We start from the raw sequence: 21,814 nt of genomic DNA on the forward strand, positions 1-21,814 counted from the left end.
GAAAACGCCTCGCTCGCGTAATATGATTGCATAAAGATCTTTTAAAGGAAAGGGTGTATGGCTTCGGTCCGATGACGTCGCTAAGAGATTTTATTCAACTGCCTGCCGTTAAAAAAGTGATGGTCCTCATTTTGCTCGTGCTGTTTTTGTATGTCTTCCGGAGCATGATGAACCTCATTCTGATTACCTTCATCATTACGTACCTGGTGAACCGGATTCATTCGTCGCTCACCCGGCGGTTTACGAACCGAATGGGAATCAGCAAGAAGATCGCCGTACTAATTATTTATGCCATCTTTCTTGGAGCCCTGTCGATCGGAACCTATCAATATGCTCCGAAGCTGCTGGGTGAACTGAACGTGCTGATCAACCAGGTTATTTCGTTTTACAGCAAGCCGCTGGAGCTTACCGACAATAAAGTCATGGACTACGTGCTGGAATACATCCATAAGATTGATATTTCGCAGTACGTCAAGCAGGGCTACAACCTGCTGACCGGAACGATCTCCAACATCGGCAAGTTCGGCATCAATTTTGCCATCGCGATCATCATGAGCTTGTTCTTTATGCTGGAGAAAGAGAAAGTGACCCATTTCACGGATAAGTTCAGAAGCAGCAAATTCGCCTACTTTTATGATGAATTAGCTTACTTCGGGAAAAAATTTACGTTTTCTTTCGGAAAAGTGATCGAGGTCCAGTTTTTGATTTCCATTATTAACGCAGCGGCTTCCACGCTGTTTCTGTGGATCCTCGGATTTCCCAACCTGTTCGCCCTCGGGCTGATGATCTTCCTGCTCGGCCTCGTGCCGGTCATGGGGGTGATCGTCTCACTGGTGCCGCTGTGTGCCATCGCGTTCAGCATCGGCGGAGTGATGAAGGTCGTTTACGTCCTGATCATGGTGGCCGTCCTGCACGCGTTCGAGGCGTACGTCATGAATCCGAAGTTTATGTCGGATAAAACGCATCTGCCGATATTTTATACGTTTGCTGTATTGATCATCTCCGAGCACTTCTTCGGGGTGTGGGGGCTTATTCTCGGCGTGCCGGTGTTCATGTTCCTGCTGGATCTGCTCGAGGTGCCGGTCAACGGGCCGAAAGATGAACCCGCTGGAGCCGCCAAGAAGAACAAAAAAATACCGCACAAAAAATCCTAACGGTTGATGTTAGGATTTTATTGTGCGGATATCCTTGCGTTAGATGTGCGAATAGGAACCCGGCTGAGTGCGGTCCGAGTGCGGGCGGTACGTCCGTTCGGTAAACCGCTTCAAGGAAGCAGGCAGCTTCTGCTTGAGCTGATCGGCACGCTCCTGGGTCATTTTGCCGGCTTTGACGGCGGCATCGATTTTGGAGCTTTGGACGGCTGTCATCCTCTTGACGAGCTCGTCGCCGCTCCAGCCTTTTTTCTCCTTGGCGATCTGCTGCAGCGTTTTGCCCTGCTTCCATTCCTTGCTGAGATCCTGGACGCTCATGCCGAGTAGATCCGCAGCGTCTTTAAGCAGAATGTACTTGCGGCCGTGATGTCCATGGCGGATGTGATGGCCATTCTCCTTCCGGTCCTGATCCGGCGTAGCTATATGGGCAGATGGGGAGTCGTCCGTTTGGGGAGTAACCGGCACCGGGTCGGCGAAAGCGATGCCGTGGGATCCGGCGAACACGATGCAGGCCAGCGTACCGGCCAGCAGCGCATTTTTGATTGGATTCATGTCAGTTCACCTCTTGGTTGAATTGGGTCATGCTTATTTTTTCTGTCCTATTATGCGCCTGATTTGGAAAAACATACATGTATATTCAAAGATGCAGGCCCTCGGCCCTGGCTGTAATATTTGGTTTGGTATCACAAAGGGCTTCACCGGGTAATTAATTCGGGAAGACGATACAATATGTACTATATAGAAAAAAGAAAACGTTAGTTCAATCTATACAACGATGGAATTAGGAGGGGTGAGCGTGACTTTTGGCGCGAGGATGTTAAAGACGGGAATCGCGGTTACCCTCGCTTTATATATCAGCATCTGGCTTAACTTGTCTTCGCCGGTGATGGCGGCTGTGGCGGCCATCTTTGCCATGCAGCCGTCGATTTATCGCTCATGGCGGTACTTTCTGGACCAGCTTCAGACCAATACACTGGGAGCCGTACTGGCACTGCTGGCAGGCCAGGTGTTCTCGAACGAGCCGATTGCGGTCGGCCTGGTGTGCATCCTGGTCATCATGATATGCCTTAAGCTGAAGATGGGCGACACGATCGGCCTGACGCTGGTTACGGTCATTGCCGTGATGGAGGCCTCCGGGCAATGGCAGTTTGCGCTGACCCGGTTTTCACTCAGCTTGATCGGCATCGTTTCGGCCTTTTTGATTAATATTTTACTGTTTCCGCCGAAGCCCAAGCAGCAGTTTATCGGGCAGATCCAAAATACGTTCGACCGGATGTCGCTGCTTATGCGGACGGCCATTTCGGACGAAATCAAGGAAAATGTGTTCCGTGACAAAAAGCGTGAGCTGGAGGATGCCATCAAATCGCTGTCGAGCAAATATCAGCTGTTTGAAGAGGAGCAGAAGAAGATGAAGCGGGCCTCCTTCAGCCAGACCCGGCTGCTGGTCGTCTATAAGCAGATGCTGAATGCTCTGCGGAAAGGGCGCGAAGTGCTGGACGCGGTGGAGGAGCATTATTTCCAGTCGGACCGGGAAGCCGGCACCGACCGGATCTTTGACGAACAGCTGGAGCGGCTGATCAAGTTTCACGAGCACATCTTGCTCAAATTCGAGGAGAAGCTCAAGCCGAACTGCCTGGAGGCTTCACAGCTGGACCAGGAAAACACCGCGTTTATCCAGGGCGTGCTGAGCCTGGCTATCGAGGAGCCCGAAGGCAGGCTGCGCTTATCCATCGTGGGGGCCACGATGTACGATTACGGGTATCAGCTGGAGCGGCTTAACCGATTGGTCGAGCATTATCACAAAACCGATGACGATGAATCCGGATTTTGGGCATCGTGGATTAAAAAATAAAGAAATGCATAAACCCCGGTCATCTGCGGCAGAGAAGCAGTTGACCGGGGTTTTCAGTTGCTAAGCCTTCAGATCGATCAGCGGCAGCTTCACGATAAACGCCGTTTCCGCCGTGTTGCTCGAAGCATAAATCTGTCCGTCATGAAGCTCGATGATGCTCTTGACGATGGCCAGCCCCAAACCGGCGCCGCCGGTGTCCAGGGAACGCGATTTCTCGACGCGGTAGAAGCGTTCGAAAATATAAGGGAGGTCCATCGGCGGGATCGGCGGTCCGTAGTTGATGACCCGGACCTCGGCCTCCTGCTCCGACTTCTTGGCCTCGAGCCGGATCTGCTTCCCGTCATTACCATAGCGCATCGCATTGGTAATGAGGTTCTCAAACGCCTGCATGATCTTGTCGCCATCGGCCTGGATCATCAGCTTCTCCTGCGGCGGCGAGAAGACGATCTCCATGTCCTGGTTGCGCAGTTGGAGCGAAAATTCCGCGGTCAGCTGACCGATCAGCTGCACGAGATCGATAGGGGTGCGGTGCAGCGGAATTTGGCCGAAGCCCATCCGGGTATAGTCAAACAGATCGTTCACGAGCCGATTCATCCGTTTGGATTTTTCATAGGCGATATTGACATAGTACCGCAGCTCCACCTCGTCCTTGTATTTGTCTTCCTCGATCAGCCGGAGATAGCCGATGATCGACGTCAGGGGCGTGCGGAGATCGTGGGAAACGTTGGTGATCAGATCGTTTTTGGCCTGGGTCGCCAGACGCTCCTCCTCCCTGGAGGCTTCCAGCTGGGAGACCAGCGCGTTGATCTGCCCGGCGAGCAGCCCGAGCTCATCCTTGGAGCGAACCGGAATCTGGACATCCGTATTGCCGGAAGACATGCGCTGAACTCCGCGTATGATATTGGTCAAATTCCGGGTCGTGCCCCAGCTTAGAATCATGCAGTAAAAAATGAACAGCATAATGACGACGACGGCCTGCCACACGGAAAACCCAAAAATCCGGTTGACCCGGATGATCGCTTCCACAAATGGGTACAGCGCTTTGAAATGATTGTCGTACACCGCCTGCAGAATCGGCTTGACGATCACCAGCGTAGCGAACGTCAGGGCGACGCTGAGGAAAAATAACGTGACGATTTTCCACTGCAGCTTGTTAAATATGCTACGCATCGATTTTATAACCAACTCCCCACATGGTTTGGATCAGCTTGTAGCCCAGTTCTTTCTCCAGCTTGTCCCGGAGGTTGCTGATGTGAACCATGACCGTATTGTTGGAGACATAATACTTTTCCTTCCAGACCCGCTGGAAAATTTCCTCGGCGCTGAACACTCTTCCCGGATGGGAGGCGAGCAGGTGGAGAATATCGAATTCACGGCCGGTGAGCTGTACGTCGGTCCCGCGGGCGGTCACCTTATGGGAAGTCCGGTTGATCTCCACATCGTGAATCCGAAGGGTGGAATCCGTCTGTTCTTTCGGTTCATTATATTGAAAAGAACGCCGGAGGAGCGTTTTGACCCTCACGGTCAGTTCCAGCGGATTAAACGGCTTGATCATATAATCGTCGGCACCCGTCATCAGGCCGAGAATTTTGTCCATATCCTCGGTCTTGGCGCTGAGCATCAGAATCGGAATGGTCGACTCGTTCTCCCGAACCTGGCGGCACACCTCAAGGCCGTTCAGTTTGGGCATCATCACGTCCAGCACGATGAGGTCGACCGGATGCTCGTTCAGCAGCTGGAGCGCCTCCTCGCCATGATAGGCGCAGATGACGTGAAAACCTTCATTTTGCAAATAAATCGAAATCAGATTGGCGATTTCCTTGTCGTCGTCGACGACCATAATGTTGCGCATGCATAAACCTCCATCAGTGCTTGTCTATAAGTTCGAGACGGAGCGGACCGTTCGGGTCAGCCAGCTGCGGGCAGGATTGTCCGCATGCTCAAAGGCGTAATCGAACATGGCCGCGGCGTCCTGGAACCGGGTCTCGGTGTCGGGCGCTCCCATAACAACGGCAATGACCCGCTTGCCGTCCTTTTCGGTCGTTCCGGTAAAGCAGTACCCGGCCCGCTCCGTATACCCGGTTTTGAAGCCGTCGTTGCCCGGATAGGCGTAAGGCTCGCCGGGGAGCATCGCGTTGGTCGTATGCAGCGTAATTCGCTTCTCGGGGATGCTGACATCGGCCTTCTGCGTAATATTTAAAATTTCGGGGTAGGAATCAATGAGGCACTTTGCCAGTTTGGCCACATCCTGCGCGCTCAGCATCGTCTCTCCCCGCGAAGACGCCGACTTGAACTGCCGCAGATCGCTTGAGGTCAGTCCGGTCGCATTGGCGAAAACGGCTTGGGGGGACAGGCCGATGTCCTTGGCCCTGGCGTTCATCCGTTTGACGAATTCTTTCTCGCTGCCGCCGATATGTTCGGAAATGGCCACCGCCGCATCGTTGGCGGAGTGCACGACCATCGCTTCAAACAGCTGGCGCAGCGTCAGCGTCTCGCCTTCGCGGAGTCCGATCTCGGAACCCGTCACGTTCGCGGCATACCGGCTGGCGGTGACGGGCTCATCCCAGGAGCTTCGCCCCTGATGGATGCTGTCCAGCACGAGCAGCTCCGTCATCATTTTGGACATGCTGGCCGGGGGGAGTGATTGAGACCCGTTATGCTCATAATATACCTTTCCGCTCTCCGCATCCATAAGAACGGCTGCCTGCGCCTTGATCGTAATCATGGGAAACCGGATCAGGCTGACGGCCGCGGCCACCGTCAAGCTCGACAGCAGCGCCAGCGCAATCAGTTTTCTTTTTTGCTTTTGCTTTGATTTCATGGCACTATACCTCGTTTATCCGTTTTGAATACCTTTCATTCTTTTACCAGTCTAACCATCAAACTTTAATTGCCCTACAAGAAAATCTTAAGAAATGTAAAGTTTTCGTCCCTGTTCGGATATATAATATGACTAACCTAATGCCGTCCGGCAGCATGGATAAAGTTACAGACATCAATCGAGAGATAGAGAGACTGGAGGGTTTACAATGCACAACAACACTTGGAAAAGACTCCCGATGGCCGACTGTGTCCGGGATTTGGTCGCCACCGCCCGCGGGGACCGCAAAGCAAGCCTCGTCATCCTGAACGTGAGACTGGTCAACGTCTTGTCAGGCGAAATCGTGCCGGAGATGTCCATTGCGGTACAGGGGCCGCGGATCGCTTATGTCGGCAAGGACGTGAGCCATACCATCGGCGAAGGGACCGTTGTCATTGATGCCGGAGGCAAATATGCAGCGCCCGGACTGCTGGACGGACATTGTCATATTGAGAGCACGCAGCTTACGGCAACCGAATTCGCCAGAGCGGTGCTTCCGCTGGGCACGACCGGCGGGTTTTTCGATGCGCATGAAATTTCGAACGTCCTCGGACTGCCGGGCCTTCGCTTCATGCTGGAGGAAGCCAGAACGACGCCTCTGGCCGCCTATATGCAGGTCGCATCCTGCGTGCCGTCGACCCACCCCGGGCTGGAAACCACCGGGGCTTACATCGGTCCTGAAGAAGTAGCGGAAGCGCTCAGCTGGGGGCCGGATATGATCGGATTGGGCGAAGTGATGAACTTTCCCGGCGTCGTATACGGCGACGACAAAATGATCGGGGAGATCGAGGCGACGCTGCGGGCCGGGAAATACGCGGACGGCCATTTTACATGGAGCTCCGGGGATTGGAGGCTTCCGGTGTATGCAGCAAGCGGCATTGATGGAGACCATGAATGCGTGAGCGCGGAGGATGTCATCGAACGCGTCCGGCTCGGCATGTACGCCAAGATGCGGCAGGGCTCGGCCTGGCATGACGTTGCGGCCACCATCAAGGCGCATACCGAAGGCGGGCTGGATACCCGGCGTATGATTCTGGTCACGGACGACCGAAGCTCCGAGTCGCTGATGAACGAAGGGCATATGAATTTTGTCGTCCGCCACGCCATTGCGCAGGGCGTCAAGCCGGTAACGGCCTTCCAGATGGCCACGATCAATACGGCAGAACGGTTCGGGGTGGCCAGGGACATCGGAGCGATCGCTCCCGGGCTCTGCGCGGATATCATTTTGCTGGACGGGAATTTGGCCGATGTGAACGTCACGATGACGATCGCGGCCGGGCAGGTTGTGGCGGAGGAAGGCCGGATGACCGCCGAGTGGGAGCCCTATGCCATACCGGCCGAGGCGTACGGCACCGTCAAATTGGGGCGTCCGATTGAAGAACAGGATTTGGTCATCGCCGCGCCGCAGACGGGCGGAACGGTTGAGGTCCGGGCGATTGGGGTCGTGGAGAATCATGTGGAGACGAAGGAAACGTGGGTGAACGTACCGGTGGAAGATTCGGCGCTTCGCGTTACGCCGGAGAGCGGCCTGTGCAAAATGGCGGTATTTGAACGCCACGGTCAAGGCGGAGGCCATGCGCTCGGCATCGTGGCGGGGATCGGCTTTGAAGAACCGGCAGCTATCGCAATGACCGTGGCCCATGACAGCCATAACGTAACGGTCATCGGCAATGATGACCGGCTGATGGCGCAGGCGGGAAAACGCGTGGCCGAGATGCAGGGCGGCGTCGTGATGCTCACGCGCACGGGCCGGACGGAGTTCCCGCTGCCGGTCGGCGGCCTGATGTCCGATCAGCCGTTTGAAACGGTCGCGAGCCAGTCCGAAGCGATCAGCCAGGCGCTGATTCAGTCCGGCTGCCTGCTGAACAACGCGTTCATGACGCTGTCGCTTCTGGCGCTGGTCGTCATTCCGGAGCTGCGGCTGTCGGATAAAGGGCTGGTCCGAATTTCGGCGGATGGCATTGAGATCGTGCCGCTGTTCCGGAGCTGAGCAAGAAATTTGAAGAGGGCCGACAACATCCGAACCGGCGGGCGCCATAAATGGCCCCGCCGGTCTTTTTAGTGGGCAAAGATTGGGTGAAGTAAAAGGAAACGGACGGGCCGTCCGCGAATTATAATAAGATACAGGTTGAGTCACGAAGGAAATCGGGGCGATGCCACAGCCCTCCTGGAAGAACGAAGTACGCCAAAAAGGGGAGCCGGAGGCTCCCCTTAACCTGCATTGATTTACAATTCAAAAGTTGGTAATATAGAACTTGTGACTCTAAAACGAAACAAATAAAAATAATAATCCTATACGGATTTTATCACATTGGGATAGGTTTGTCAAATATTAAAAAGGGGATGGATATCGGCATGGATTTAAACGATCAGGACTGGCAGCAGGAGCAGGAGCGGGTAACTCAGGTCACCGGGAAAATTGCCCGCCGCAAAAAAGCGCTTGAAGCGGAGGTCGGAACGGTCCGGGAAGATGTCGTGGAGCTGAGAAAGGATTTCTGGGATGAGGTCCGCGTCAACTTCAGCAGCGCCGACGACCTCGGAGAGACCTCGACCAGCTTGCGGCAGCAGTCCCAGGTGCTGTCGGAGCGCGAGCGCAGCCATCTGCAGGCTTTTGAATCCTTGAAGAAGCTGCGGCTGCTGGAGAAATCGCCGTATTTCGGCCGGATTGATTTTACGGAAAAGGGACAGAAGCAGACGGAACAGATTTACCTTGGCATCGCTTCGTTCCTGGATGATGACCAGGAGACCTTCCTCGTGTACGACTGGCGGGCTCCCGTCTCCAGCCTGTATTACGACGGCGCACCCGGGCAGGCTTCCTACCTGACACCTGGCGGCGAAATTGAAGGGACGATGGAGCTGAAGCGTCAGTTCGTCATTAAGGACGGCAGGATCGACGTCATGTTCGACACCGGCGTCACAATCGGCGACGAGCTGCTGCAGCAAGTGCTCAGCCACAGCTCCGACAGCCAGATGAAAAGCATCGTGGCGACGATTCAGAAGGAGCAGAACGCCGTGATCCGCAACGACAAGAGCAGGATGCTGGTCGTGCAGGGGGCGGCCGGGAGCGGCAAGACGTCTGCAGCTCTGCAGCGCGTTGCCTATCTGCTCTATAAATACAGGGAAATTCTGAAGGCCGACCAGGTGCTTCTGTTTTCCCCCAACCCGCTGTTTAACAGCTATGTCTCCACCGTCCTGCCGGAGCTGGGCGAGGAGAACATGATGCAGACGACGTTCCAGGCGTACCTGGAACACCGGCTCAGCAAGGAATTCGACCTGGAAGACGTGTTTTCGCAAATGGAGTCGATTCTGAATGCGGAGGAAGGGGAATGGCTGGAGAATAAAAAGGCGTCGATCGCCTTCAAGGCCTCGCCGGCGTTCCTGAGCATCATCCGCAGCTACAAGGATTATTTGGAGCATGACGGCATGATCTTTAAGCCGATCCGCTTCAAGGGGCATCTTATCGTTTCGGCTGAAGCGATGAAAGAGAAATTTTACAACTATGACCCTGCGGTCCGCCTGGCCAACCGGATCGAGCTGATGCGGGAGTGGCTGCAGAAGGAGCTTGCCGCTTTTGCAAAGCAGGAGCGGAAGGCGGCTTGGGTCGATGACCAGATTGAGCTGCTCAGCGCGGAGGAATACCAAAAGGCGTACACCCATGTCCGCAGAAAGCTTGCGTCCAAGAAAGACACCTTCGACGATCACGAGCGCGAACGGAACCTGCTCGCCAAAATGATCGTCAACGAGTGGCTGAAGCCGGTCCGCAAATGGATCAAGCGCAAGCGGTTCGTCGACGTCAAGGCGCTGTACCGAGAGCTGTTCGTCAATGAGGAGCTGTTTGCCCGGGTCAGCGGTACAGGCGATTTGCCGGAGCGGTATCATGAGATCGGCGCCCAGACGGTTCAGGATCTCATGGAAGGAAGGCTGTCCTACGAGGATGCGACGCCATATCTGTACATGCAGGAGCTGATGAAAGGCTTTCAGGTCAACAGCATGATCCGGCACGTGTTCATCGACGAAGTTCAGGATTATTCACCGTTCCAGCTGGAATACCTCAAGCGGCTGTTCCCGCGGGCGCGCATGACGGCGCTGGGCGACCTGAACCAGGGAATCTACCCGCACACCGGGGTTCTTGGCGGCAGTCTAGCCTCTCTGCAGGAGCTGTACGGCCCGGAAGAGACGGAGGTCATTTCGCTGACCCGCAGCTACCGTTCGACGTATGAGATCGTGGATTTTACCCGGAGCATGATGCCGGGCGGGGAAGCGATCGTGCCGTTTAACCGGAACGGGGAGAAGCCACTCGTACGGGTTCAGCAGGACCGGGAAGAGCTTCATGACCGGATCGTCACGGACATTATGGAGCTGAACGCCAAAGGCTATGAGCACACGGCTATCATCTGCAAAACGGCGGAGGAGTCCGAGTCGGTCTACGAAGCGCTGAAGAACCGCCTGCCGCTGAAAAAGATCACGAAAACGACCCCTTCCTTCGCTAACGGGACGCTGGTCATTCCATCCTACTTGGCAAAAGGGGTCGAGTTTGATGCGGTCATCATCTATGACGCGTCGGAAGGCGAATACAGCCGGGAGTCCGAACGGAAGCTGTTCTATACGGCCTGTACCCGGGCGATGCACCAGCTCCATGTATATAGCCTGGGCGAGCCCAGCCGCTTCATCACGGATGTGGCGGAAGATAAATACGTTTTGGCCTAGAGTCAGGCGTGGACCGGTAGTCCCGGCAAATCCGGCGGGTTCACACGGGTTCCGTCAGCACGTAAGCCTGTTCCTCGAACGGCTTGCGGTATTTGGACGGGGTACAGCCTTTATGATGCTTGAAGACGGTAATGAAGTAGCTGAGGTTGTCAAAGCCGACATCCATGGCGACCTCGACGATTTTTTTGTCGGTGTTCTCCAGCAGCTTACATGCCTTGAGCACCCGGTAATGGTTGACGTATTCCACCGGGCTCTTCTGGGTCATCTGTTTGAAAAAGCGGCAGAAATGCCCTTCGCTCATGTTGATCTGTCCCGCCAGCTCTTTGAGCTTAAGCGGCTCGGCGTAATGATCATGTATATAATGAAGCGCGGTCTTCAGCCGCTCCACCTTGTCATGGCTTCCGGTGGGGCGGCTTTTGCTGTTTTCGCCCAGCGGCGCCTGGGCCGACAGCAGGGCGAAGATCCGGAGCAGGTGCGCTTTCGTCGACAGCTCGTAAGCCGGCACTTTGGCTTCGTTTTCGCAGATAATCCGATGCAGCGAGTCCAAAATATCCTTTTCCCATTCCGAGTTTCCGGTGATGTGCTGGCGCGGCATAAAGCTTTTTTTTAACAAGGGGTCGATATATTTCTCCTGAATGATGTCAAAGTCCGGGCTGCTGAGCAGATCGGCGCTGAACACGACCGCTGAAAAGATGCACGGTTCTTGCGAGGCCAGCATCCCGGAGTGAATTTCCCCGCTGTTGACGAATAAGGCTTCGCCTGCGCGGACCTCCACATACGTCATATCGAGCTGAAAGACGGCGCTGCCTTGATGCAGCACGATAAATTCCATTTCGTCATGCCAATGGCAGTCCAGAATGCTCTGCCCGTTGAGCTGCTCGACTCTGGGGTAGATGCTGACGGGATACAGAGGGTGTCCGTGCACGCGGTTCTCCCTGAGCGTTTCTCGATTCATATGATGTCACTTCCATTCCTAGCAAATATCAATATATTAATATATTTGGTCAAAATAACGTAAGAAATCTCTTCATTAGATCAATATTATTATAGTATAAACTCTAGGAGGGACGAAACATGAAATTCACGGACGGTTACTGGTTGACCCGGGAAGGCTATAACGTACAAAACCCTGCGGATATCCGCGATATTACCCATACAAGCGACTCCATGACGGTTTTCGCGGCGACGAAAATCATTGCGACCAAGGGCGACACGCTGAACGGTACGCTGCTCAAGGCCGACTTCAGCTCCCCGATGCCGGATGTGATCCGCGTCAAGCTGTTTCACCATAAAGGAAAAGTAAACAAAGGACCTGCGTTCGAATTGTTCCCAAGCGATACCGATGTGCAAATTTCGGTGGATGAAGAGACCGCGGTGCTGACCAGCGGCCAGCTGAGCGTGCAGGTCAACCGCAAGCAGGGCTGGAACATCGATTTCAACTATGCCGGCAAGCGGATTACCGGCAGCGGCTGGAGAGCGCCTGCGTATATCCAGGATCCGGATAAAAAAGCATACTACCGCGAGCAGCTTGACCTGGGCGTCGGTGAGTACATTTACGGCCTCGGCGAACGCTTCACCCCGTTTGTAAAGAACGGCCAAGTGGTGGAAATCTGGAACGAGGACGGCGGCACGAGCAGCGAGCAGTCGTACAAGAACATTCCTTTTTACCTGTCGAGCAAAGGCTACGGCGTGTTCGTCAACCATCCGGAAAAGGTATCTTATGAGATTGCTTCTGAAAACGTATCCAGAGTGCAGTTCAGCGTCGAAGGCGAATATCTGGAATACTTCATCATCGGCGGCGCCACGCCGAAGGACGTGCTGGACAACTACACGAAGCTGACGGGCAAGCCTGCGCTTCCGCCGGCCTGGACGTTCGGATTATGGCTGACGACATCCTTTACGACGGATTACGATGAAGCGACCGTCAACCATTTCGTGGACGGCATGGCCGAGCGCGATCTGCCACTCTCTGTCTTCCACTTCGACTGCTTCTGGATGAAGGAATACCAGTGGTGCGACTTTGAGTGGGACAAGGATATGTTCCCGGATCCGGAAGGCATGCTGAGACGGCTGAAAGACAAGGGGCTGAAGATCTGCGCCTGGATCAACCCGTACATCGCGGAAAAATCGTACCTGTTCGATGAAGGCATGGAGAACGGTTACCTGGTGAAAACGCCGGACGGTTCCGTATGGCAGTGGGATTTGTGGCAGGCCGGCATGGGCCTGGTGGACTTCACGAATCCCGATGCGGTGAAATGGTACAAGAGCAAGCTCGAAGTGCTGATCGACCAGGGTGTCGACTGCTTCAAAACCGACTTCGGCGAAAGAATTCCGACCAATGTCGTTTATTTCGACGGATCCGATCCGGTGAAAATGCACAACTACTATACCTTCCTGTACAACAAGGCGGTATTTGAAGTGCTGGAGGACAAGCTGGGTAAAGGGGAAGCCGCTTTGTTCGCCCGTTCGGCCACGGTCGGCGGCCAGCAGTTCCCGGTTCACTGGGGCGGCGACTGCTCCGCGACGTACGAGTCGATGGCGGAGACGGTCCGCGGCGGCCTGTCGCTCGGCCTGTCCGGCTTCGGCTTCTGGAGCCATGACATCAGCGGCTTCGAAAATACGGCTCCGCCGGATATCTACAAGCGCTGGGTGCAGTTCGGCCTGCTCTCGTCCCACAGCCGCCTGCACGGCAGCACATCGTACCGGGTGCCTTGGCTGTTTGACGAAGAGGCGGTCGACGTGGTGCGCAAGTTCACGAAGTTGAAATGCAGCATCATGCCTTACCTCTACAACTCGGCGGTGGAATCCACGGAACGCGGCCTGCCGATGATGAGAGCCATGGTGCTGGAGTATCCGCAGGATCCGACCTGCTTCACGCTGGATACGCAGTACATGCTGGGCGATTCGATTCTGGTGGCTCCGATCTTCAATAAAGAAGGCGACGTTCAATACTACCTGCCGGAAGGCAAGTGGACGAACTACCTGACAGGCGAGGTGCTGGAAGGTAACCGGTGGTACAGCGAGAACCACGGATACATGACCTTGCCGATGATGATTAAGCCGAACACCCTCCTTGCGGTGGGTAAAGAAGACAGCAGACCGGACTACGACTATGCCGACGGCGTCTCGCTGCATCTGTTCGAGCTCGGCGACGGCGCTTCAGCGCAGGCCGACATCGTGAATACGCTGGCCGAACAAGAGCTCAGCCTAACCGCATCCCGCAGCGGCAATGTCATCGAAGTGAAGGCCTCCGGGGCCGGCAAGCCTTGGACGCTCGTGCTCCGCGGTATCGGCGGTGTGGCGTCCGTAGATCAGGGCACGGCGGCAAGCGGCGAAGACGGCGCAGTCATTACACCTGCGGCCGGCGCTTCTTCCATCACAATCACATTAAAGTAACGGGCTGCTGAGGCAGCTTAGGGATAGGACCGGACCGCAGATGGCTGCGGTCCGGTTTTTTAGAGATCAGAGCAATAGCCGTGTTTTAAGCCGAATCGAGGAGATGTAATTACCAAGCCTGAACTGGGAGCGCATGCATATCCGTGACTGAAAAGAACCACAATAAAACATGATTTATCATCGAACGTAAAGGTGGTTTTGTCATGGAAGACAAAAAATGGGATCTGGTGGCACTTGCCTCGATACCGCTCATTATGACGCTTGGCAACTCCATGTTAATTCCCATTTTGCCCGAGATATCGCAAAAGCTGCACGTCAGCGCCTTTCAGGTCAGCATGCTGATCACAGTGTTTGGCGTTGTGGCGATCGTGCTGATTCCGATTGCGGGTTATTTATCAGACCGGTTCGGACGCAAAACCGTCATTATCCCCAGCTTGATGATTGCCGCGGCGGGAGGAGCGATATCGGGGGCAGCCGCCTGGTGGACGGACGGAGCCACCGCTTACTGGATCATTCTTGGTGGCAGATTCCTGCAGGGTATCGGTGCAGCGGGCGCTTTCCCGATCGTGCTTCCGCTTGTAGGCGATATGTTTGATGATGAAGACGATGTCAGCAAAAGCTTGGGGATCATCGAAACTTCGAATACGTTCGGTAAAGTGGTCAGTCCGATTCTCGGATCCGCACTGGCTCTGCTGGTTTGGTTTTTGCCTTTTCTCGCGATCCCCGTTCTCTGCATCATTTCGCTGATCATGGTCGCTTTTTTAGTCAAAACGCCTAAGAAGAAAAACGAAAACAAAACGTCAATCAAGGAATTTCTGTCTGACTCGAAGGACATTTTGCGTGAAAAAGGGCGCTGGCTGTACGCCATCTTCGCCATTGGCGGGATCAGCATGTTTATTACGTTCGGCGTGCTGTTTTTTTTATCGGAGACGCTGGAAACCAAGTACGGCATGCACGGAATCGTTAAAGGCCTCGTGCTGGCGATTCCGCTCGCAGTGTTGTGTCTGTGCTCGTTTATCGCCGGGAAAGTCATCGGCAAAAACAAAAAGCGTATGAAATGGACTGGCTTTGCAGGCATGGTGCTGCTGACGGCCGGACTCGTTATTGCCGGATTCAGCAGCCAGATTACGTTTCTCCTGATCTTTTTCTCGGTCTGCGGAGCAGGCATCGGCACCACCCTTCCCTGCATGGACGCACTGATCACCGAAGGGATTGAGGAAAAGCAGCGGGGAACGATCACTTCTCTATACAGCAGCATGAGATATATCGGGGTATCTCTCGGCCCTCCGGTAGTATCCCTGCTCATGAAGAGTACCCACTGGATCCTGTTTGGTACGATGGCTGTGGTAGCGGCGATTGGCGTTCTGCTGACCCTGCTTGCCGTGAAGCCGAAGGAAAACAGCAGCAAGCCGGAGGATTCGGGCCGCAGCTCCCGAAGCAAGGGGCGGCGCGGAATCGGGTTGAGCAGACGGGTTGGTGCCCGCTGAGGGAGATCTTGGAATAACAAATGAATATGGATGATGCCTGGCCCAATGAACGCGGCAGGTTCGGAAAATGTTTGCATTTTTCGGATCTGCTGCGTTTTTATTTGTTTTTTGATGAAAAAGGGGTATAAAAACAAAACAAGGTCTGCTATAATCAAACCAATACAAATACAAACAAACAAAAACAAAAGAACTTATTGGAGGTTATCCTTATCATGGTACAAAATCGATGGAATTCCGATGAAGCTTCCCGGCAGAAAGCCGGCGTCGACCAGCTGGTGTACCGGTCCAACCTGATCGGCAGCGACCGCAGTGTCTGCAACTGGGGCGGTGGCAACACGTCGCTAAAGACGGTGGAGCAGGACTTTCGCGGCCGTGATGTAGAGGTCATGTGGGTAAAAGGGAGCGGTTCGGACCTGGCGACGATGAAAGCGCAGCATTTTACCGGTCTGCGGCTTGAGGATATTCGTCCGCTGATGGAGCGTGATGAAATGTCGGATGAGGAGATGGTGGCTTACCTGTCCCACTGCATGATCGACAGCAAGCATCCGAGAGCGTCGATCGAGACGCTGCTGCATGCATTTCTTCCGTATCCGCACGTCGACCATACCCACCCGGATGCGATTATCAGCTTGTGCTGCGCGGATAACGGCAAAGAAATCGCCCAAGAAATCTACGGCGATACGTTCGTATGGGTGCCGTATATCCGTCCCGGGTTTACGCTGTCCAAAATGATCGCCGAAGGCGTCCGGAACAATCCGAATGCCCAGCTGGTGCTGATGGAGAAGCACGGTCTGGTGACATGGGGCCAGACGTCCGAGGAATCCTACAACCAGACGATCGCCATGATCCAAAAAGCGGAAGCGTATATTGCCGCAAAAGTACAGGAAGAGAAGGTGTTTGGCGGGCAAAAGACGGCGGCGCTGGCGCCTGAGAAGCGCAAAGCCCTTCTGGCCGAAGTGCTGCCTGTGATCCGCGGCGCGGTCAGCGACAGCAAAAAAATGATCGTCACCTACGACGATGCCGAAGACGTGCTGCAGTTCGTCAACAGCCGTGATGCGAAGGAGCTCTCCCAGGTGGGAGCGGCCTGCCCGGATCACCTGGTGCACACGAAGCGGGTTCCGCTGTATATCGACTGGGATCCGGCTAACGGCGATGCCGATTCCCTCAAAGCGGCTGTGCGTCAAGGCGTCGAAGCCTATAAGGAAGAGTACAAGGCCTATTTTGAACGGAACAAAAATGAGGGCGATGTTATGTCCGAGGCGGCTCCGCGCGTCATCCTCATTCCGGGGATCGGCATGGTCAACACCGGAAAGAGCTTGGATATGGCGGGGGTCAGCGGCGCTCTGTACCACCGGGCGATCGCGGTCATGAAAGGTTCTACGGCCTTGGGACAATTCGTATCCTTAAGCGAGAACGAATCCTACAACGTGGAATATTGGCCGCTTGAGCTTTACAAGCTGTCCCTGGCTCCGGCGGAAGCGGAATTCTCCCGGAAGGTCGCCTTTATTACCGGCGGCGCAGGCGGCATCGGCAGCGAAACGGCGCGCCGCTTCGTGTCGGAGGGAGCTCACGTCGTCCTGGCCGACCTGAACCTGGAAGGCGCCGAAAAAGTGGCCTCCGAGATCAATGCCAAATACGGCGAAGGCCGGGCCAAGGCTGTCAAGATGGACGTAACCCAGGAGGACATGGTCAGGGACGCATTGGCCGAAACGGCTTTGACCTACGGCGGCGTGGACATCATCGTCAACAATGCCGGGCTTGCCACTTCGAGTCCGTTTGACGAAACTTCCCTGAAGGAATGGAATCTGAACATGAACGTCCTCGGCACGGGCTACTTCCTGGTAGCCAGAGAAGCGTTCAAGCAGATGAAGGAGCAGGGGATCGGCGGCAGCATGGTGTTTGTCGGCTCGAAAAATTCGGTGTATGCCGGCAAGAATGTGACGGCCTACAGCTCCGTCAAGGCGCTGGAAGCCCACTTGGCCCGCTGCATCGCGGCTGAGGGTGGAGAATACGGCATCCGTGTCAACACGATTTTGCCGGATGCGATCCTGCAGGGATCGGCCATCTGGAACTCCAACTGGCGGAACGAGCGGGCTGCGGCCTACGGCATCGAGCCGGATCAGCTGGAAGAGCATTACCGCAAGAGAACGACGCTGCTGGTCAACATTTATCCGAAGGACGTGGCCGAAGGGATTGCCTACTTCGCTTCCTCCAAGTCGGAGAAGACGACCGGCTGCATGCTGACGATCGACGGCGGCGTACCGGCGGCGTTTACCCGGTAGGCAGTCGGTCTTACAGGGGAATCTGGCGCAGATTGCACGTCTGATAGAAGGGAGCAGGTACCAGCTGAACAGGCATGTTTGGCGGGAGCCGCTCCCTCTCTTGCCATAACACACGGCAGACACCGGCTCGCTGCCGGCGCTCTGCCAGACTTTGAAGGTTAACCGCAAAGGAGGTATTACACCGTGAAGGTTTCGCTATTCATTACCTGCATCAGCGACGCGCTGTTTCCGCCCATCGGCGAAGCGATGGCCCGCCTGCTGGCGCGGTACGGCGTCCGGCTCGATTTTCCGCAGGTGCAGACCTGCTGCGGCCAGCCGGCCTTTAACAGCGGCTATTGGGATGAAGCCAGAGCTTCGGCGCGGACGATTTTGGAAGCGTTTGACGACAGCGATTTTGTGATCGCCCCTTCGGGCTCCTGCACCGGTATGATCCATCATTATTACCCTAAGCTGTTTGAACATGAGCCTCAGCTTCAGGAAAAAGCGCTGGCGCTGAAGGAGAAGACGTACGAGTTCACCCAATTTCTCGTCCAGGTGCTGGGCGTGACGGATGTGGGGGCTGTTTTTCCCCATAGAGTCACTTATCACCCGTCCTGCCACGGCTCCCGGCTGCTCGGCATCAAAGACGAACCGATGCAGCTGATGGCCAGCGTCCAGGGCATGGAGCTGATTCCGCTCCCTTATGCGGAAGACTGCTGCGGCTTCGGCGGAACGTTCGCCATCAAGATGAGCGACATCTCGGGCGCGATGGTCGAAGAGAAAACCCAGCACGTGCTGGAGACGGAGGCCGAGGTGCTGGTCGGGCTGGACATGGGCTGCCTGCTGAACATCGGCGGCAATCTGCATTATCAGGGCAAGCCGGTCCGGGTCATGCATCTGGCGGAACTGCTGTATGAGGGAGTGAAGCACCGTGAGCAAACCGCAGGGGTCTAGCGTAAAGGAGCGGGCGGAGACCGCACTGAAGGACGAATTTCTCGTTAACGCCGTCAAGTTTACGACCGAAAAGCTGAAAAACGGCAAGAAGGCGGCGACGGCGGAACACGGCAACTGGGAGGAATGGAGGGAGCGGGGGCGGCAGATCCGGGCCCATACGATCGCTCACCTCGACTACTATTTGAACGAGTTTGTGAATAATGCCAGGGAGCAGGGCGTGCATGTGCATTTTGCTCCCGAGGCGAAGGACGCCGCCCGAATCGCGGTGGAGATTGCCAAGCACAAGCAGGCCAAGTCAGTCGTCAAGTCCAAATCGATGGTGTCCGAGGAAGTGCATATCAACGAAGCGTTTGAGGACATCGGCATCGAATCGATTGAAAGCGACCTAGGCGAGTACATCATCCAGCTGGCGAATGAACCGCCTTCCCATATCATTATCCCGGCCATACACAAAAACCGGTATCAAATCGCCGAGCTGCTGTCGAAGGAAGCGGGAGAGACGCTGGCACCGGACACGAAAATTTTGGCGGGATTTGCGCGGAGAAAGCTCCGCGACAAGTTTCTGGAAGCCGACATCGGGCTAACCGGGGCCAACTTCGGCATTGCCGAAAGCGGATCGATCGTCATTTTTGAAAACGAGGGCAACGCCCGCATGGTGAGCACGGTGCCGAAAACGCAAATTACGCTGATGGGGATGGAGCGGCTTATTCCGACCTGGGATGACCTCGAAGTGATGGCGACGCTTCTGCCGCGCTCGGCGACCGGCCAGAAGCTGACCGTATACATGTCGGGCATCACGGGGCCGCGCCGGACGGCGGATGGAGACGGCCCGGAGGAGATGCATATCATCATCGTCGACAACGGCCGCTCACTGCAGCTTGGGGATCCGGATTTCCAGGAGCTCTTGAACTGCATCCGGTGCGGAGCATGCCTGAACGCCTGCCCGGTGTACCGCCATATCGGGGGGCATTCGTACCCCGGAACGTACAGCGGGCCGATCGGTGCGGTACTGACGCCGGCGCTGAACAAGAATACCGAGGAGTGGCAGGACATCGCTAACGCCTCCAGTCTATGCGGCGCCTGCTATGAAGCCTGTCCGGTCAAAATTCCGCTGCACGACATGCTTGTCTATTTGCGCAACCGGAAGGTCGAGAGGGGTTATACCGCAGCCGGCGAAAAGCTGGCGATGAAAGGCTTCAAGATGCTGATGAAAAGCTCGGGCCGCTTTAAGCAGGCGGTGAAGCTCGGGCAGACGGGCCAAAAGCTGCTGGTCCGGGACGGATATATCCGTTCTCAATTCGGCCCGCTCAAGGGCTGGACGGCGTACCGGCACATTCCGGCGCTGCCTAGCAAATCGTTCCGGGAACGCTGGCCGCAGCTGGACGCCGAGGTCGGGGCCAGCCTCCCGCCGATGCCGGAAGCGATGAAGTCCCGCATGGAGAGCATCGTCGCCGGCCGGAAGGAAAGGGGGATGAAACGATGAGCACATCCGATCCGGCATTTTTGGAGAAAATGGAGCAGCAATCCCGGGAGCAGCAGAAGCGGTTCATCGGCCATATCGCCAGCCGTCTCGGTCGTGGGGGCGCTTCTGAATCCCGCAAGCCGGAGCATCCGTATCGGGGCGCACCGGATTTTTGGAACCGCTACGAGCTGACGCATGAAGAGCGGATCGAGCGCTTTATGGGGAACTGGCGTGCCGCCGGTGGCCATACCGAGCGGGTGGCCGGCTGGGAGGAGCTGTCCGGCGTCGTGACCCGCATCCTGCAGGAGCACGGGGCACAGTCAACGATTCGCCAGGACCTTCCGGAGCTGGCCGGGCTCCGGCTGGAACAGCATTTACCGGAGCTTGCACACCGGGTGTGGAACGGGCAGGATCCGGACGCCTCCCTGGCCGCCGCGGCCTATACGGATGCCGGGATCGCGCTTGTTGATGACGCCGTGGCGTATACCGGCTCACTCGTGGTCACATCATCGGCGGAGAAGGGACGGTCGGTGTCCCTCCTGCCTAATCTGCTGATCGCCATCGTCCCGGCGGAGAGCATGAAGACGCGGCTCGGCGAGGTTATGGGCCGCCTATCCCGCAGCGCCGGGGAGGGGCTGCCGGCAGGGGTGCACTTTATCTCGGGGCCGAGCCGCTCCTCGGACATCGAGAACGACCTGACCATCGGCGTTCACGGGCCGGGGATCGCCTACGCTTTGATTGTCGGATAATCCGATTCGGGAATGTCCCCGCTCATAAGGGCATGGGGATGACACGTTGTCCGGGAACGGGCAAATCTATATAATGGGTGTACGATAGAACGAAAGAGGGAAGCTATGTTAGTTGCGGAACGTTATGATACCATCGTGCGGCTGGTTAATGAGCGCGGCAGCATCCGGGTGTCGGAGCTGAGCGAGCTGTGCGGCGTGACCGAAGAGACGATCCGCCGCGATCTGGACCGGCTGGAGCAGCAGGGCAAGCTGCGGCGGAGCCACGGCGGCGCCGTCAGCGTCAAGGAGACCCAGGCGGAGACCCCGTATTTCGAGCGGGAGGTCATCCATCAGGACGAGAAGAGGCGGATTGCTGAAGAGGCGGTGCGGCGGATCGAGCCGCGGGACCGCATCGCCCTGGATGCCAGCTCGACAGCGTGGTATATGGCTTCGATCCTGCCGGACATTCCTTTGACCGTGGTTACCAATTCCATCAAGGTTGCCCTGGAGCTGTCCTCCAAGGAGAAGATCGAGGTCATATCGACGGGCGGCATGCTGGCAGCCCATTCCTTGTCTTACGTCGGTCCGCTCGCCGAACGCGGCCTGGAATCCTATTATGTGGATAAGGCATTTATTTCCTGCAAAGGCGTGCACTTGGACCGCGGAATCAGCGAATCCAATGAGCTGCAGGCGATGGTCAAGCATCGGATGATCCGGCAGGCGAAGACGGTGTACATCCTGGCCGACGCGAGCAAAATCGGTGTGCAGGCGTTCACCCATCTGGCCGATTGGGCCGAGGTGGACGTGCTGATCACCGACGGCCATGTTGTCGAGAAGGACGCTTCACTGCTCCGGGAGAAATCGATCGAGCTGATCATTGCAGGTCAGACGCCCATCTAAGTATGCGGGAAGATTTCAAAGCCTGGCATATGACGAACCTCCCGCGAAGGCTGGAA

The 21,814-nt window shown here is 56.0% G+C and carries 16 protein-coding genes; 11 read left to right on the forward strand and 5 right to left on the reverse strand.

Features of this window, described 5'->3' with window-relative positions:
* Positions 1-71: 71 nt before the first annotated feature.
* Complete coding sequence (locus tag BCV73_RS06050; protein ID WP_089550123.1) at positions 72-1,154, forward strand: AI-2E family transporter; 1,083 nt, start codon at positions 72-74, stop codon at positions 1,152-1,154.
* A gap of 39 nt (positions 1,155-1,193) precedes the next feature.
* On the opposite strand, the gene BCV73_RS06055 is transcribed toward BCV73_RS06050, so the two are convergent.
* Positions 1,194-1,703: a hypothetical protein gene (locus BCV73_RS06055; RefSeq protein WP_089546473.1), complete on the reverse strand. Its 510-nt coding sequence runs from the start codon at positions 1,701-1,703 to the stop codon at positions 1,194-1,196.
* A 244-nt stretch (positions 1,704-1,947) separates the two neighbouring features.
* Here BCV73_RS06055 and BCV73_RS06060 point away from each other — a divergent pair, with 244 nt between their 5' ends.
* Entirely contained in the window at positions 1,948-3,003 is a 1,056-nt protein-coding gene (locus BCV73_RS06060) for an aromatic acid exporter family protein (protein ID WP_076168456.1), read from the forward strand.
* 60 nt (positions 3,004-3,063) lie between these two features.
* Here BCV73_RS06060 and BCV73_RS06065 read toward each other — a convergent pair whose 3' ends face one another.
* The 3 genes from BCV73_RS06065 to BCV73_RS06075 are packed head-to-tail and all read right to left on the reverse strand — an operon-like array spanning position 3,064 to position 5,824.
* A complete protein-coding gene (locus tag BCV73_RS06065; RefSeq protein WP_076168453.1) occupies positions 3,064-4,173 on the reverse strand; it encodes a sensor histidine kinase in 1,110 nt (369 codons plus the stop codon).
* Positions 4,166-4,855, reverse strand: a complete 690-nt coding sequence (locus BCV73_RS06070; protein WP_076168451.1) for a response regulator transcription factor — start codon at positions 4,853-4,855, stop codon at positions 4,166-4,168. Before BCV73_RS06070 ends, BCV73_RS06065 begins: the two co-directional genes overlap by 8 nt.
* 24 nt (positions 4,856-4,879) lie before the next feature.
* A complete protein-coding gene (locus tag BCV73_RS06075; RefSeq protein ID WP_076168448.1) occupies positions 4,880-5,824 on the reverse strand; it encodes a D-alanyl-D-alanine carboxypeptidase family protein in 945 nt (314 codons plus the stop codon).
* Positions 5,825-6,032: 208 nt separating this feature from the next.
* Here BCV73_RS06075 and BCV73_RS06080 point away from each other — a divergent pair, with 208 nt between their 5' ends.
* The gene (locus BCV73_RS06080; RefSeq protein ID WP_089546474.1) at positions 6,033-7,853 is read left to right on the forward strand and encodes an adenine deaminase; all 1,821 of its coding nucleotides are present in this window, start codon (positions 6,033-6,035) and stop codon (positions 7,851-7,853) included.
* Positions 7,854-8,218: 365 nt separating this feature from the next.
* Positions 8,219-10,570, forward strand: coding sequence for an RNA polymerase recycling motor HelD (gene helD / locus BCV73_RS06085; protein WP_089546475.1), 2,352 nt, complete (start codon positions 8,219-8,221; stop codon positions 10,568-10,570).
* A 40-nt stretch (positions 10,571-10,610) separates the two neighbouring features.
* Here helD and BCV73_RS06090 read toward each other — a convergent pair whose 3' ends face one another.
* A complete protein-coding gene (locus BCV73_RS06090; protein ID WP_076168440.1) occupies positions 10,611-11,525 on the reverse strand; it encodes an AraC family transcriptional regulator in 915 nt (304 codons plus the stop codon).
* A 119-nt stretch (positions 11,526-11,644) separates the two neighbouring features.
* On the opposite strand from BCV73_RS06090, the gene yicI reads away from it, so the two are divergent.
* From yicI to BCV73_RS06125, 7 genes are all read left to right on the forward strand, one after another.
* Positions 11,645-13,966 carry an alpha-xylosidase gene (yicI, locus tag BCV73_RS06095; RefSeq protein WP_089546476.1) on the forward strand — a complete coding sequence of 774 codons (2,322 nt, stop codon included), beginning with the start codon at positions 11,645-11,647 and terminating at the stop codon, positions 13,964-13,966.
* A 203-nt stretch (positions 13,967-14,169) separates the two neighbouring features.
* Positions 14,170-15,453 carry a bacillibactin exporter BcbE gene (bcbE, locus tag BCV73_RS06100; RefSeq protein WP_089546477.1) on the forward strand — a complete coding sequence of 428 codons (1,284 nt, stop codon included), beginning with the start codon at positions 14,170-14,172 and terminating at the stop codon, positions 15,451-15,453.
* 212 nt (positions 15,454-15,665) lie between these two features.
* Positions 15,666-17,735 carry a bifunctional aldolase/short-chain dehydrogenase gene (locus tag BCV73_RS06105; RefSeq protein WP_089546478.1) on the forward strand — a complete coding sequence of 690 codons (2,070 nt, stop codon included), beginning with the start codon at positions 15,666-15,668 and terminating at the stop codon, positions 17,733-17,735.
* 183 nt (positions 17,736-17,918) lie between these two features.
* Positions 17,919-18,668 (forward strand): (Fe-S)-binding protein, encoded by a 750-nt coding sequence (locus BCV73_RS06110; protein WP_076168430.1) that lies wholly within the window; start codon positions 17,919-17,921, stop codon positions 18,666-18,668.
* A complete protein-coding gene (locus tag BCV73_RS06115) occupies positions 18,646-20,151 on the forward strand; it encodes a LutB/LldF family L-lactate oxidation iron-sulfur protein (RefSeq protein WP_089546479.1) in 1,506 nt (501 codons plus the stop codon). Before BCV73_RS06110 ends, BCV73_RS06115 begins: the two co-directional genes overlap by 23 nt.
* Positions 20,148-20,879, forward strand: coding sequence for a LutC/YkgG family protein (locus tag BCV73_RS06120; RefSeq protein WP_089546480.1), 732 nt, complete (start codon positions 20,148-20,150; stop codon positions 20,877-20,879). The genes BCV73_RS06115 and BCV73_RS06120 overlap by 4 nt, the downstream gene beginning before the upstream one ends.
* Positions 20,880-20,984: 105 nt before the next feature.
* On the forward strand, positions 20,985-21,758 hold the full coding sequence (locus BCV73_RS06125; RefSeq protein WP_089546481.1) for a DeoR/GlpR family DNA-binding transcription regulator: 774 nt from the start codon (positions 20,985-20,987) through the stop codon (positions 21,756-21,758).
* The last annotated feature ends 56 nt before the right edge of the window (positions 21,759-21,814 follow it).

It is taken from the genome of Paenibacillus sp. SSG-1 (assembly GCF_002224835.1).
GTDB lineage: Bacteria > Bacillota > Bacilli > Paenibacillales > Paenibacillaceae > Paenibacillus_AQ > Paenibacillus_AQ favisporus.

Excerpts from the sequence above, each read along its gene's own strand:
- BCV73_RS06065 (WP_076168453.1), bottom strand. The coding sequence starts at position 4,173 with ATGCGTAGCATATTTAACAAGCTGCAGTGGAAAATCGTCACGTTATTT.
- BCV73_RS06080 (WP_089546474.1), top strand. The coding sequence starts at position 6,033 with ATGCACAACAACACTTGGAAAAGACTCCCGATGGCCGACTGTGTCCGG.
- BCV73_RS06105 (WP_089546478.1), top strand. The coding sequence starts at position 15,666 with ATGGTACAAAATCGATGGAATTCCGATGAAGCTTCCCGGCAGAAAGCC.
- BCV73_RS06055 (WP_089546473.1), bottom strand. The coding sequence starts at position 1,703 with ATGAATCCAATCAAAAATGCGCTGCTGGCCGGTACGCTGGCCTGCATC.
- BCV73_RS06070 (WP_076168451.1), bottom strand. The coding sequence starts at position 4,855 with ATGCGCAACATTATGGTCGTCGACGACGACAAGGAAATCGCCAATCTG.
- helD (WP_089546475.1), top strand. The coding sequence starts at position 8,219 with ATGGATTTAAACGATCAGGACTGGCAGCAGGAGCAGGAGCGGGTAACT.
- BCV73_RS06120 (WP_089546480.1), top strand. The coding sequence starts at position 20,148 with ATGAGCACATCCGATCCGGCATTTTTGGAGAAAATGGAGCAGCAATCC.
- BCV73_RS06125 (WP_089546481.1), top strand. The coding sequence starts at position 20,985 with ATGTTAGTTGCGGAACGTTATGATACCATCGTGCGGCTGGTTAATGAG.
- bcbE (WP_089546477.1), top strand. The coding sequence starts at position 14,170 with ATGGAAGACAAAAAATGGGATCTGGTGGCACTTGCCTCGATACCGCTC.
- BCV73_RS06075 (WP_076168448.1), bottom strand. The coding sequence starts at position 5,824 with ATGAAATCAAAGCAAAAGCAAAAAAGAAAACTGATTGCGCTGGCGCTG.
- BCV73_RS06090 (WP_076168440.1), bottom strand. The coding sequence starts at position 11,525 with ATGAATCGAGAAACGCTCAGGGAGAACCGCGTGCACGGACACCCTCTG.
- yicI (WP_089546476.1), top strand. The coding sequence starts at position 11,645 with ATGAAATTCACGGACGGTTACTGGTTGACCCGGGAAGGCTATAACGTA.
- BCV73_RS06050 (WP_089550123.1), top strand. The coding sequence starts at position 72 with ATGACGTCGCTAAGAGATTTTATTCAACTGCCTGCCGTTAAAAAAGTG.